Source organism: Streptomyces sp. NPDC043812 (genome assembly GCF_056436245.1).
Genome location: NZ_JBWKCY010000007.1, coordinates 219,919 through 232,784 on the forward strand (window position 1 = coordinate 219,919; position 12,866 = coordinate 232,784).

Sequence of the window (12,866 nt, forward strand, 5' to 3'; positions counted from 1 at the left end):
ACGCGGTCGCGGATCTCCACCGGTCGCGGCCGCTGGGCGGTACCGCTCAGTCCCACCACATCACGACGAACAGCCCTCGCTGTGCCGCTTCCGCGTAGAAGTTCCTCAGGGCGGTGAAGTGGGTCGTCAGGTAGGCCAGTGGGTCGCCCGTGAAGCCGTCACCGGCGATGGTTTCGAGGCGGTCTGCGGGGATCGCGGTCAGCACGTTGTTCCAGTCCAGCTCAGCGAGGCTCGCTGCGACGTGGGCTACTGAGATCGGCGCCAGAGCTGTGGGAGGGGGCCCGAAAAGACCGACCGCTTCTGGGTGGTGCCGCACCGAGACGTCGACATCCGGGGCACCCTCCAGCGAACGGTTGAGTGCTTCGAGCGTGCACGAGTCCACACCGGCGAGTTCACAGGCGTCGGTGAGGAAACGCGGGGCCCAGTCGAGATCGATCCAGTCGTTGGCAGCTGGGTCCCACTCCGGATCAGCGTCGGGATTGACTGCCGCCAATGCGCTGCATCGAGCGATGTACTCCCCGCTCACCCGGGCAAGTTGTTGTGTCACGGCCATGAAGGGAGTATTCCCGCGGGTCTGTGGGTTGGGGAAACCGGTTTCGTCACCCATCAGTCGGTGGAGACAGTGCGTCCGATGGCTCGGCTGCGATCGGGCATGCCGCAAGGACGGCGGTCCGCCGGTCGGTCCCGGCGAGCACGGCGTCGGCGCTGCGGCCGATGAGATCGTCACGGAAGTTCGAGGGCCGTGCTCGCTGGGCAGGACCTGGTCGGTGGAGTGAGCATCTGACACCGCCGTGCTCACAGCTGTGCGCGGTGGTCAGCCATTTCGCGCCAGTACGGCCGATTGGACCCTTGGCGTTTCGCTGACCTGCGAGGAACGATGGCTCCCATGGAGCGACGGACATCCCGGCAATATGACGAGGTGGACCTGACGATCGCAGCGGTCGGGTTCCTTGCGATTCTCACAGTGTTCGTCGCCATCGGTCAGGTGGTCGCGGAGGTCGCCCTCTCCGCAGGTTCATTGGCGGGCGCCGTCTGCCGTTGGGGCGCTGCTGGAATCGGAGTGTTGTGCGCTGGAGCCTGGCTCGTCAGGCGACTCACACGGTGAACACGGCGCCGGGGACAGGTAGTTGTCGTCGCCCTTGCCGCTGTGCGCATGGCGGCGCCGCGGGGCTCATGCCGTAGCCGCCGCGACGCTCGGGGAGTCACCGCGATGGTGACCGTCTACCGCTTCAGCTCGCTCCGAGCAGATCCGCGGCCCTTTCACCGATGACGATGGCCGGCGCGTTGGTATGGCCACGGATGATCGTCGGCATGATCGACGCGTCCGCCACCCGCAGTCCCTCCACACCCCGGACCCGAAGTTGCGGGTCCACGACGGCGGCATCGTCCTGGCCCATTCGCGCCGTCCCCACAGGGTGATAGAGGGTGTGGGCATGATCGGCCAGCGCGAGCGCGTCACGCCGGTCACGGGGCAGGTGCTCGGCCCCGGAGGGCATGAGGAATCGGCCCGAGGACAAGCCGCGGGCAGTGAGGCGGTCGATGATCTGCTCGCAGACGTCGAGTCCGGCCAGCAGTGCCGCACGGTCGGTGCCGCCCGCGTCCGTGAGGTAGCGGGGGTCGATGACCGGCTTGTCGAGCGGGTCCGGCGAGGCAAGGGTGATCGATCCGGTGCTCCGGGGCCGGAGAAGGATCGCGCCCACTGTCACGCCGTGTCCCTGTGGCTTGACGAGACCTTCACCGATGAACGGCACCGGGGCGAAGATGATTTCGATGTCGGGGAGTTCGAGATCAGGCCTGCTGCGGACGAATCCGTACGCCTCACCGACATTCGAGGTGAGCATCCCTCGGCGGCGAACGAGGTAGTTCAGGAGCTCGCCGGGTCGCTCGGCGGCGAAGAGTGTCCTGTCCGGCACATCGACGGCGAGGCCGCTGATGAGGTGGTCCGTGAGGTTGGCGCCGACCTCGGGAGCGTCCACGAGAACGTCGATCCCCCGCTCACGGAGGTGGCCGGCCTCGCCGATGCCCGAAAGCATCAGCAGTTGCGGAGTATTGACCGCGCCTCCGCTGAGCACGATCTCGCGGCGCGCCATCACCTTGCGTGTCACACCGCCCATGACGTATTCGACGCCCACTGCCCGGCGGCCATCGAAGAGGACGCGGGTGGCCTGCGCGTTCGTGATGACGTGCAGGTTCGAGCGGCTGCGGGCCGGCTTGAGGTAGCCGTCCGCTGTGCTGAACCGCGCCCCGCGCCGTTGGCTCACCATGGTCTGGGAAAACCCTTTGGGCGCCTCTGTGTTGGCAGCCTCGACGGCTTGGCCGAGCTCCTTGACGGCGTCGAGGAAGGCGGCCGTGTGCGGGTTCGGGTTGCGCTGCGGCTCGATGTGCATGGGGCCGGAGCGTCCGTGGCCCGGGTCGGTGGCCCCGGTGATTCTTTCCAGGCGGCGGAAGTAGGGGAGAAGGCTCTGCCACGACCAGTCCGGGCCGCAGAGGTCTCCCCACTCGTCGTAGTCGGCGGCGAATCCACGCACCCACATCATGGCGTTGATCGAGGAGCAGCCGCCGAGCATCCGGCCCCTGGGCCAGTAGACGGGACGCCCGGAGAGTTCGGCCTGGGGGACCGTGGTGTAGTCCCAGTCGAGTTCGGTCTTGAACAGCTGTGAGAAGGCGGCGGGGATGTGGACGGCCGCCTTCTTGTCCGGGCCGCCCGCCTCCAGGAGCGCGACCGAGGCCGTGCTCTTCTCGGTGAGCCGGCCCGCGAGTGCCGCTCCGGCCGAGCCGGCTCCGACGACGACGTAGTCGGCGATGTCAGGCAGGCTCATCGGGCAGCTTCGATCGCGTGGGCGTCAGCAGGTCCCGCGTCCCGGAGCTCGCGCTTGAGGATCTTGCCGGTGGCGTTGGTGGGCAGGACAGTGCGGAATTCCACCTGGCGGGGGTACTTGTAGCCCGCCATCTCCTCCTTGCACCAGTCGATGAGCTCCTCCTCGGAGAGTGTCGCTCCCGGGGCGAGGACGACACAGGCCTTGATCTCCTCGCCGTGGCGCTCGTGCGGGATGCCGATGACGGCGGCCATGCTCACGGCGGGGTGGGTGAGCAGCACCTCCTCGATCTCCCGCGGGTAGACGTTGAAGCCGCCGCGAATGATCAGGTCCTTTGCGCGGTCGACGATGTAGAACCATCCGTCGGCATCCCGGCGGGCGAGATCCCCGGTGCGGAACCAACCGTCACGCATGACCTCGGCGGTCGCTTCCGGCCGGTTGTAGTAGCCCTTCATGATGTTGTGCCCGCGGATGACGATCTCGCCTATGGCGTCGGGGCCCTCGACCGGGGTCCAGTCCTCGGCGACGAGGGCCACCTCCACGCCCCAGACCGGGCGTCCGATGGAGCCCGGCCGTACCGTCTCGCCTCGCGGCGAGAAGGTGGCCGCCGGGCTGGTCTCGGAGAGTCCGTAGCCCTCCAGAATCGTGACGCCGAACCGCTCCTCGAACCGGCGGTGGATCTCGACCGGGAGCGCCGAGCCTCCCGAGCCGGCCATCCGCAGGTTCTTGGCGATCTGAGTCAGGTCGACATCGGATGCTTCCTCTTCGAGCAGGGCCCAGTACATCGTGGGCACGCCCGCGAAGAACGTGACGGCATGGCGCTGCATCAGGGCCAGGGCGGATCGGGCGTCGAAGCGCGGCAGCAGCACCAGTGTGGCCCGGGAGGCGATGCCGGCGTTCATCTGAACGACCTGGCCGAAGGAGTGGAACAAGGGCAGGGTGATCAGATGCACGTCGTGCTCGACCTCGCCGAACAGCTTGTGGCAGGTCAGCACGTTGAGCATCACATTGGAGTGGGTGAGTTCAGCGCCCTTGGGCCGGCCGGTGGTGCCGGATGTGTACAGGATCACCGCCGTGTCACCGGGCTCCGTGGTCACCGTCTCGAAGTCCGCGCTCTGCCCGGCCAGAGCCGCCGTCAGAGTCGTGGCGCCCGGAATCGGGGAGTCCTCGGTGGGGGCGGCGGTCATCAGGAAGAAGTTCTCGCAGCCCGGCGTCTCGCCGAAGCCGGACCAGCCCTCCTGGCCGAGCGGGAGCTCCGCGCTGCCTTCGAAGCAGAAGTACGCCTTGGCCTCCGAGTCGGCCAGGTGGTAAGCGATCTCCCGGCCCTTGAGCAGGACATTGAGCGGGACGACCACCGCGCCGGCCTTGAGGATTCCGTAGTAGACGATCGGGAACCACGGCAGGTTGGGACAGGACAGGGCGACCTTGTCGCCCGGCTCGATTCCGCGCGAGCGCAGCAGGTTGGCCACCCGGCGGGCGGCGGTGTCCAGCTCCGCGTACGTCAGCCGCTGGACGCCCAGGAGGACCGCGGTGCGGTCGGGCACGGCACGGGCACTGTCCTCGAGCATGGCGGCGAGGTTGAGCATGGGTTCTCCAGGGGTTTCGGTGGCAGTGGCGGCATCGGACAACGGGCTCGTCCGGGTTGTGGAGGCATCACGGCATGGACAGTGCGGCAGGCACCGGGGTGCGCTGCGCCGAGCGGGTGCGTGCGCTCGGCGCGGCGGGGGTCAGCCGCGCAAGGCGGACGCGAAGAGAGCGGGCAGTTTGCTCAGGCTCGGCGCTGCCGTGAAGCGGGTGAGGCGTTCCACGGTGGCCAGTGAGGTGCGGTTGGTGACGAAGTACGGCGGGCGGGGCGACAGCGACGGGTCGCCGGTCACCAGACCGCGCGGGGCGGGCGTGAACGGAGCGCGCAGCACGGTCTTCTCGATGTCCTCGAGCATGAAGGCGTTGTGCACGAAGCCGATGCCACTGCCGATGTCCTGGCGCGTGTGCCCGGGGTGGGCGCCCCAGGGGGTGAAGCCGAGCAGGAAGCCGACCCCCGACCAGCAGTTGACGCCCAGGGTGCCGTAGCGCAGGTCCGCGATGGCGGTTCGCACTGCCGCCCGGTGGGCCTTCTCGGTCCTCGGGTGGACGATCAGCGTGGCGCCGAGGGTGCCGGGCAGTGTGTTGTTGGCGAAGTCGACGGCGTGACGAAGGAATTCGGCCGGAGCGGCTCCGGGCAGGCGTACGACGCCCAGGGCACTGCTGAAGACCTCGTCGGTGATCAGGATGTCGTCGTGGTCCCGGATGTCGGGGACGAGCAGCCGGCAGCCTTCGCCGTGGGTCTCCGCCTGCGGATGGGCCGCGAGAACGGAGGCGAGACGCCCGGCGGCGCCGGGGTAGTAGTCGGTGCGCGGGGGCAGTTCGCGCATGACCCGCCGGATCTCGTCCAGGAGGCGCTCGGTGCCGTCCCAGTCACGCGGCAGTACAAGGATCTGGCTGGCGATGCAGTTGTGGCCGGAGTTGTTCATCTTGCTGGTGACGATGTGTTCGGCCTGGAAGCGGAAGTCGGCGTCGCTCCACGGGCCCGGCGCCACGATGCACGGACTGACGCCTCCCAGCTCACTGCTGAAGGGCTTGTCGAGCAGCGGCCGGTCGTCGCGGCGGCGCTGATCGGCGTCCTCTCCGGTGCCCCAGACGATGGCGTCGTGGGTGCGGTCGCTGCCCGTGACATGAATGGCGTCGATGTCGTCGTGGCGGGTGAGATGACTCCCCTCGGCCGCACCGCCGTCGACGAAGCGCACCCAGCCGCGTTCGACGAACTCGGCGAAGACGTGCTCGAAGTGCGGGCGCAGATAGGTGTTGACCGGGTTCATCTTGGCGATGACGACCTGGCCCTCGGCATAGAGCTTGTGCAGGATGTCGAGCGCGGTGATGGCGGCGACGTTGCCCGCACCGAGGACCAGGGCGACGGCCGGGCGCCCGGGCCGCCCGCGGTACTCGCCCGCCGCGCGGTCGCGTGCCTCGTCGGCGGTGGTACCGGGGCTCATCCACACCTGGGCAGTGAAGCCGTTGAGCAGGAGGGTGTCCCAGCCCGTGGCAGGAAAGACATCGACCCAGGTGCGGCCGTTCTCCTCGTGGACGGCCTTGGCATCGACCGGGTCCTTGTCGGCGGCGATCCGCCGCATGACGTGCAGATACGCTGCGGCGTTCTGCGCCAGGGCCCACGGTCCGCCGATCCAGTCCTCGGCGGCCCAAGGGGACTCGGGTGCGTACCCCTTGGCACGGGCACCGGCCGCGGCCAGCTCGGGAGCACGCGAGACCACACGGGGCAGCAGCCGCTCCAGGAGGGCGATGCGTTCGGTGAGCGGGGTCGCGGACCAGGACTCGGCCTTGCCGCGTACTTCGGCCACGATGCGGTCGAGGAAGGAGGTGTCGAGGGCGCTGGTGTTCACGTCATTCCTTGCCGGAAGGTCGGGTGTCGGGAGAGCGGGGCCTGCTCCGTACGCTGTGTGAGGAGCAGGCCCGCGCCCGGAGTTACGGGACGAGAGCGCGTCGTCAGGCTGACAGCAGGCGCGCGTCGCGGTCCGGGTCGATCAGCGTGACCGCGGCGATACCGCTCAGCAGGAGCAGGGCACCGGTGATCAGGAACGCGTGCTGGTAACCGCCCGCTCCGTGGGTGTCCACGAGGTGCCCGATCAGCGTCGGGGCGATCAGACCGGCGGTGGTCACCACGGCGTTCATGATGCCCAGGGCGCCGCCACGGCGATCGGCCGGGACCAGTTCGGTGACAGTGTTGACGGCGACGCTGGCCATCGCTCCGCCCAGCCCGAATCCGGCGATCAGGAGCACGACGGACGCGGCGCCGGCCGGGGCCGACGGCAGGGCGAGGCATGCTGCGGCGCCGATGAGCAGAGCGATGCCGCCGACCCTGCCGCGGGCCCACCGGCTCGCGACCCCGCGGCGCAGCAGCCATCCGGTCAGGCCGGCCTGACCGAGCACGACGACGCCGCTCAGACCCCAGAACAGCATCAGCAGCTGGGTGGACCCGGCCGAGGAGTAGCCCATCCCGTCCTGGAGGTAGGAGGGGAGCCAGACCAGGGCGAAGGCGATGACCCAGTAGGTGCCGAAATAGGCGGCCGTGGCACCGATCCAGGTACGGGTCGCGAGGATCCGGCGGTACGGCGTCCTGCGCTGAGCCGTCCCTGTCCCGTTACCCGTCCCCGTCCCGTCGGCGGAGCTGGCCGGGGCCGGTGAGCCGTCGACTGTCTCGGCGGCGTACGGCCCTTCTCCGCCGAGGAAGATCCACAGCAGGGACCACACCACACCGGCGAGCGCGACCGCGGCGACGGCCGCGCGCCAACCGTGGTCGTGGATCACCCATGTCAGTACGGGAGCGGCGACCAGGACTCCCAGGGTGACCCCCAGCACGATCAGCGCCCCGGGCAGGTTGCGCCGGTGGTTGGGGAACCAGGACAGGGTGGCTTGCTGGGCCACGGGGAACGCGGGCCCCTCGGCGGCGCCGAGGAGAACACGTGAGGCGATCAGCACCGCGAGCCCTCCGCCCACGGCCAGAGGAGCCTGAGCGACGGACCACAGAACGGCCATCGCCAGCAGCAGCCACTTGGGCCGGATGCGGTCGGCGAGCAATCCGACCGCGGCGCCACAGATCGAGAACAGCAGGAAGAAGGCGCTGCTGGCGAGCCCGAATTCGGACGCCGACAGGCCGAGATCCTTGCGGATGTGATCGGCCGCGAGGCCGAGCACCGACTTGTCGGCGAAATTGATCATCATGAAGACGACGAGCAGCGCGGTGACGGTCCACGCGCGGCGATTCGACCTGCTCGTCTCCTTGGGGAGGCGGGCGGGCACAGCGGGTGCGACATCGGTGTCGGTCACAAGGGCTCCGCGGAGACTGGATGGGGAGGGGATTCCGGAGCCTGTTCAGGAGAGCTGTTCGCCGGCGATCGCGATGCGCTCCATGACACGGCGCTGCGGGAAGTAGTCGTTGATCGCGTAGTGCTGGGTGGCGATGTTGTCCCACATCGCGACGGAGCCCGGCTGCCAGCGGAAGCGCACCTGGTACTCGGGGACACGGGCCTGGAGGACGAGCTCGTCGAGCAGTTCGCGGCTTTCCGGGTCCGACAGCCCGACGATCCTGGTGGTGAAGGGCTCGTTGACGTAGAGCAGCTTGCGGCCGGTGCGCGGGTGGCGGACGACCACGGGGTGCTCGACGGGCGGCAGGTTCTCGCGGTGCGCGGCGATCTGGCTCTCGGTCATCATGCAGCCCCAGCTCGGCACCCAGTCGTGCACTGCGGTGAGTCCCTCGATCCGGGCCTTCATGGACTCGGAGAGGTTGTCGTATGCGGCAGACATGTCGGCCCACATGGTGTCGCCGCCGGCGGACGGGACCTCGACGGCTCGCAGGACGGACCCGAGTGCCGGCGCGGCCATGAAGGAGTGGTCGCTGTGCCAGATGTTCTCGGTGCCGATGGCCATGGCGTCCTTGGCCAGGCGGGAGACGCCGGCGGTGTCGGCCTTGGGGAAGAAGGGGTTGGGCTCCGGGGCGCCCCACAGGGCGGCGAACGCGAGCTGGGACTCCGGATTGAAGGCGTGCTGGTCGCGGAAGAAGAGCACCTTCCACTCCAGCAGGGCCTGCCTGATCTCGTCGGCGAGGTCCTCGCCGATCGGGCGCGAGAGGTCGACGCCTTCGACCTCGGCGCCGATGTGCGGGGTGAGCGGGCAGATGTCCAGGAGCCGGTAGTCCGGCTGCGCCATGCCCGGCGCGATGCGCTCGAGCACGCGCTTCCCGTAGTGCATCAGGGGCTTGTCGAGCGTGGGGGCGGGGGCGGTGACGACGCTGTCCATGAGTCCTCCGTAACGGCCGGGAAATCGTTACCGGAAGTATCGTTATTAGGGGGTGGTGAGGCAAGAGGCTTGGCAGCACAAATAAATGGAGCCGGAAAGCCGCGGTTGCCAGGCGTCAGCCGGTCGGGCCCACAGCTCGGGCCACGAGCTCGACCAGCGTGTCCACGAAGCGGGCGTCGGGCAGCTCCTGCTCGCCGATCAGCCGGAAGAGCAGCGGAGCGGCCACCAGGGTGGCCGCGGCCCGGACATCGGTGTCGGGCCCCACGTCGCCGCGCGCGATCCCACGCTCGAGGATGCGCCTCGTCTCGCTCGTGATCCGCTCGGTGTACTCCGCGTACTGGCCCCGCACCGCACCTGTCTCGGCGGCCGCTCCGATGAGGCCCGCGATCAGCCGGTCCGAACCCGGCAGCCGGTAGGCCTCCAGGCGGGCAGTGAGTACGAAGCGGAGCTCGGCCCGGAAGTCGCCCAGATCCGGCACCGCCAGTGCGCCGATGCGGGTCTCGGCCGCGGCGATGATCAGGTCCTGCTTGGTGGGCCACCGCCGGTACATGGCAGGCTTGCTCACCCCGGCCCGCGCTGCGACGGCGTCCATCGTGACCGCCCCGATCCCCTGCTCGGTGACCAGGTCGACAACCGCTTTGAGCACGGCCCCTGTGACCCGCTCCTCCCTCGGTCGCCCCGGCCCCCGTACCGTCCCGTGCGGCTGCATTTCCACCATGCGCAGAGCCTACGGTCCCACCGGACCATGTCGGCCCCACGGGGTGCTGCCACCGCCCTCCCCTCGTCCCGGCACCCAGATGCGCGGGACTGTCGACGAGCCCGCAATCAGGGCCGGTCCTCGCGCCACGGGCCACTGCGCCCGCCGGCGCCCGGATCGTCGGTGGCGCCCGACTCGGCCGGGGCGCCGGCCGCGAAGCCCAGTCGGACACCCTCGGCTGCGGTCCTCATGACCGTCGGGCGACGATCACGCTGTGCCGGCCGACGTCAGGAGCTCGTGAGGATGACGAGTTGCCGGGTCGCGCGGGTCATCGCGACATAGCGGTCGACCGCTCCTTCGATGCCGTTGCCGAACGCCTCCGGGTCGACGAGGACGACCAGGTCGAACTCGAGCCCCTTCGACAGCTCCGGGGTCAGCGACCGGACGCGGGACGTCGCCCGGAACGTGGGATCGCCGATGACGCAGGCGGTCCCTTCGGCGTGCGCAGCGAGCCAGGTGTCGAGGACCGAGTCCAGATCCGAAACCGATCCGTGTACGACGGGGATGTCGCTGCTGCGGATGGAGGTCGGCACATTGGCATCCGGGAGCACGGCCCGGATGACCGGCTCGGCTTCCGTCATGACCTCTTCCGGCGTCCGGTAGTTGATGCTCAGCGAGGCCACGTCGATCCGGTCGAGCCCGATCCGCTCGAGCCGTTCCTGCCACGACTCCGTGAACCCGTGCCTGGCCTGGGCGCGGTCCCCGACGATGGTGAAGCTCCGGGACGGGCAGCGGAGCAGCAGCATCTGCCACTCGGCGTCGGTCAGTTCCTGAGCCTCGTCCACGACGATGTGCGCGAATGGGCCGGCGAGAGGGTCCGATTCGGTGCCGGGCAGCGCGCTCTCGTCGATCAGGCTGTCCTGCAGGTCCTTTCCGTGCAGCATGGTCACGGCACCTTCACCGTCGTCGTCGGCCGCGAGCACGTTGTCGATAACGCCGGCCATGCGCTCGCGTTCGGCGGCGAGAGACGCCTTGTGCCGACGCTTGCGCAGTGACGCCTCCGGGTCGCCGAGCCGCTGCCGCGCCGCGTCCAGGAGCGGCAGGTCGGACACCGTCCAGGCATGGGCGTCCGCGCGCTGCAGCTTCCGAACCTCATCGCGGCTGAGCCACGGAGCGCACATCCGCAGGTAGGCGGGTACCGACCACAGGTCTCCGACCAGATCGGCCGCATCGAGCAGCGGCCACGCGCTGTTGAGGGTCCTGACCAGCTCTTTGTCGTGCAGCAGCGACTTCTGGAACAGCTCGGGCGAGACGTCGCCGTCGTGCTTGTCCATCAGGATCGTGACCAGCTCTTCCCAGATCTGTTCGCGCGCCTCGTTGTGCGGAGTACCTGGTCCTGGTGCTTCGAACGCCTCGGCCCAATCGTCGGCGCTCAGCCAGATGTCGGACCAGGAGGTCGTGACCGTCATCCCCTGGGTGGGCGGCTCTTCGTAGAACCTGACGGCCGTCTCGATCGCCTTCACCATGTCCGCGGACGACTTCAGGAGGGCCAGGTCCGGGTCGGTCTCGAGCGCTGCTCCGGTTCCCTCGGCGACGAGGTCCCGCACGGTGCAGGTCTGCACGCCCTCTTCTCCGAGGCTGGGGAGGACGTCGGCGACGTAGGCCAGGTACGGCTGGTGCGGACCGACGAACAGTACGCCGCCCCGACGGTGACCGAGGCGGGGGTCGGAGTACAGGAGGTAGGCGGAGCGGTGCAGGGCGACGACGGTCTTGCCCGTACCCGGACCGCCGTCGACGACGAGAGCGCCGCGGGATCCCGCCCGGATGATGTTGTCCTGGTCGGCCTGGATGGTTCCGAGCACGTCCCGCATCCGGGCCGACCGGTTGCTGCCCAGGCTGGCGATGAACGCGGACTGGTCGTCGAGCGCGGCGTGCCCCTCGAGCGCGTCGGCGGTGAACACCTCGTCCCAGTAGTCGCTGATCCGACCGCGGGTCCAGCGGTACCTGCGGCGGCTGGCCAGGCCCATCGGGTTGCCGTGGGTCGCCGCGAAGAACGGCTCGGCCGCGGGGGAGCGCCAGTCGATCAGCAGCCGACGCCCGGTGCTGTCGGTGAGGCCGAGTCGTCCGATGTACACGGGCTCGGGGTCGTCCGTACCGACAATGTGCCCCAGGCACAGGTCGAGACCGAAGCGGCGCAGGGCGCGCAGGCGACCGGTCAGCCGGTGGATCTCCGCGTCCCGGTCCATCGCTGCCCGGCCGACGCCGCCGGGCGCTCTGCGCTCGGCATCGAGGCTGTCGGACAGTTCGGCGATCGCCTGCTCGAGGCTCTCCGCGATGGCCGTGAAGTGCTGCTCGTCGCCGGCGATCAGCATCGGGTCGGCCTTGGGGGAGAGGCGTTCGGGAAGGTCGAACGCGCTGGTGGTGAGAGAGTTCATGTGATCAGCCCCGATCCGAGGTCGCGCCGGCGAAGTCCGATGACGCGCACACCCGCACGTCGGCGCCGATTGCTCGCAGCAGCAGCTCGCGTCCCCTCACCGACTCGACGTCACCGCGTGACCCATTGACCGACAACAACACACGCACTTCGTGGATCTCCTATTTCCGCAGGTCCTGGCCTCGAGCAAGCGATTCTGCGGCATGCCCCGGGTCTTGCCGCAAGCCCCCTGGTGCGCTATAAGTTGAGAGTGGCAAGGAGTTCGTAACCTCCTTGCCTTTCCTTTTGCCGTCCGCTGGGGGAACGGACAAGCCCTTCGCGAGGCGCGACGCACCACCTACGGCGGTGGCGGTTTCGTCGGGCCCGGGAGGAACTCCGACGGCCTGTTGTCCGTCCCGAGGTCGCCATCTCCCCCTGCGGAAACTCGTCAGCGCCGGCTCCCTCGCGCACACGGCGCGACACCCGCTCAGGTACGGCCGGCAGGGACGCTGCACCGCGGGCCACACGTACTGGCGATCGAGGCACGTCCGGCCCCCGGCCGGCTGGGAACATCGGCCGCCGCCGCTGCGACTGTCCCAGGCCGTCCTGGACCATCTCGAGGCGTCCTGGATCAGCACTTCTGCAACACGCTTCAGTCCACACCGGGCGGCACGCGCGTCGCCTGGTGTAGTACATCCGCCAACCCGCGGCTCCGTCCCCCTTGCGCCAGATCGAACTGTGCCTGGTCCTGCGCTCGCCCAGCATGGTCTCGAACGTCAGATGCACCAGACCCGGCGCGAGCAGCACCCCTGAGATCTGCGAGGGCTCGAAGCGGGGAGCGTCGAGCGAACTGCCGGGATGGTCGGGCAGTCCGGCAAGCATGGCCTCATACGTCAACCGCCGCCCCGACCCGCCGACCTCCACGAACTCCGGGTCGAGGAGTTGCCCGGCGCGTTCCCGCGAGATCCGCACGCGCGGATCCATGAGCTGCAACTCGCCCGCGATCGCCTGGTCCACCTCGCCTGTTGCGCCGTCCATGGACGTATCCTCGCCGGGCGCACCGATCCTGCCGCAACCGAATTCGTCTCGGGGC

The 12,866-nt window shown here is 69.3% G+C and carries 10 protein-coding genes; all 10 read right to left on the reverse strand.

The features are described 5' to 3' along the window. Positions 1 to 46: 46 nt before the first annotated feature. Positions 47 to 553, reverse strand: a complete 507-nt coding sequence (locus tag AC067Z_RS13435; RefSeq protein ID WP_478789624.1) for a DUF1877 family protein — start codon at positions 551 to 553, stop codon at positions 47 to 49. Between the two features lie 676 nt (positions 554 to 1,229). After that, a complete protein-coding gene (locus AC067Z_RS13440; RefSeq protein ID WP_478789625.1) occupies positions 1,230 to 2,819 on the reverse strand; it encodes a GMC family oxidoreductase in 1,590 nt (529 codons plus the stop codon). Beyond that, on the reverse strand, positions 2,816 to 4,402 hold the full coding sequence (locus AC067Z_RS13445) for a long-chain-fatty-acid--CoA ligase (RefSeq protein ID WP_478789626.1): 1,587 nt from the start codon (positions 4,400 to 4,402) through the stop codon (positions 2,816 to 2,818). Before AC067Z_RS13445 ends, AC067Z_RS13440 begins: the two co-directional genes overlap by 4 nt. Positions 4,403 to 4,543: 141 nt before the next feature. Next, the gene (locus AC067Z_RS13450; protein ID WP_478789627.1) at positions 4,544 to 6,250 is read right to left on the reverse strand and encodes an aldehyde dehydrogenase family protein; all 1,707 of its coding nucleotides are present in this window, start codon (positions 6,248 to 6,250) and stop codon (positions 4,544 to 4,546) included. 103 nt (positions 6,251 to 6,353) lie between these two features. After that, positions 6,354 to 7,694, reverse strand: coding sequence for an MFS transporter (locus tag AC067Z_RS13455; RefSeq protein WP_478789628.1), 1,341 nt, complete (start codon positions 7,692 to 7,694; stop codon positions 6,354 to 6,356). A gap of 45 nt (positions 7,695 to 7,739) precedes the next feature. Further along, positions 7,740 to 8,663 carry a TauD/TfdA dioxygenase family protein gene (locus AC067Z_RS13460; RefSeq protein ID WP_478789629.1) on the reverse strand — a complete coding sequence of 308 codons (924 nt, stop codon included), beginning with the start codon at positions 8,661 to 8,663 and terminating at the stop codon, positions 7,740 to 7,742. A gap of 115 nt (positions 8,664 to 8,778) precedes the next feature. Next, positions 8,779 to 9,381, reverse strand: a complete 603-nt coding sequence (locus AC067Z_RS13465; RefSeq protein WP_478789630.1) for a TetR/AcrR family transcriptional regulator — start codon at positions 9,379 to 9,381, stop codon at positions 8,779 to 8,781. Between the two features lie 107 nt (positions 9,382 to 9,488). After that, the gene (locus tag AC067Z_RS13470; RefSeq protein ID WP_478789631.1) at positions 9,489 to 9,611 is read right to left on the reverse strand and encodes a hypothetical protein; all 123 of its coding nucleotides are present in this window, start codon (positions 9,609 to 9,611) and stop codon (positions 9,489 to 9,491) included. Positions 9,612 to 9,647: 36 nt separating this feature from the next. Next, positions 9,648 to 11,795, reverse strand: coding sequence for an RNA polymerase recycling motor ATPase HelR (gene helR / locus AC067Z_RS13475; RefSeq protein ID WP_478789632.1), 2,148 nt, complete (start codon positions 11,793 to 11,795; stop codon positions 9,648 to 9,650). 236 nt (positions 11,796 to 12,031) lie between these two features. Beyond that, complete coding sequence (locus AC067Z_RS13480; protein WP_478789633.1) at positions 12,032 to 12,811, reverse strand: DUF4440 domain-containing protein; 780 nt, start codon at positions 12,809 to 12,811, stop codon at positions 12,032 to 12,034. Positions 12,812 to 12,866 lie beyond the last annotated feature (55 nt).

Coding starts and splice junctions, on each gene's coding strand:
- AC067Z_RS13435 (WP_478789624.1), bottom strand. CDS start 553: ATGGCCGTGACACAACAACTTGCCCGGGTGAGCGGGGAGTACATCGCT.
- AC067Z_RS13440 (WP_478789625.1), bottom strand. CDS start 2,819: ATGAGCCTGCCTGACATCGCCGACTACGTCGTCGTCGGAGCCGGCTCG.
- AC067Z_RS13445 (WP_478789626.1), bottom strand. CDS start 4,402: ATGCTCAACCTCGCCGCCATGCTCGAGGACAGTGCCCGTGCCGTGCCC.
- AC067Z_RS13460 (WP_478789629.1), bottom strand. CDS start 8,663: ATGGACAGCGTCGTCACCGCCCCCGCCCCCACGCTCGACAAGCCCCTG.
- AC067Z_RS13465 (WP_478789630.1), bottom strand. CDS start 9,381: ATGGTGGAAATGCAGCCGCACGGGACGGTACGGGGGCCGGGGCGACCG.
- AC067Z_RS13470 (WP_478789631.1), bottom strand. CDS start 9,611: ATGAGGACCGCAGCCGAGGGTGTCCGACTGGGCTTCGCGGCCGGCGCC.
- helR (WP_478789632.1), bottom strand. CDS start 11,795: ATGAACTCTCTCACCACCAGCGCGTTCGACCTTCCCGAACGCCTCTCC.
- AC067Z_RS13480 (WP_478789633.1), bottom strand. CDS start 12,811: ATGGACGGCGCAACAGGCGAGGTGGACCAGGCGATCGCGGGCGAGTTG.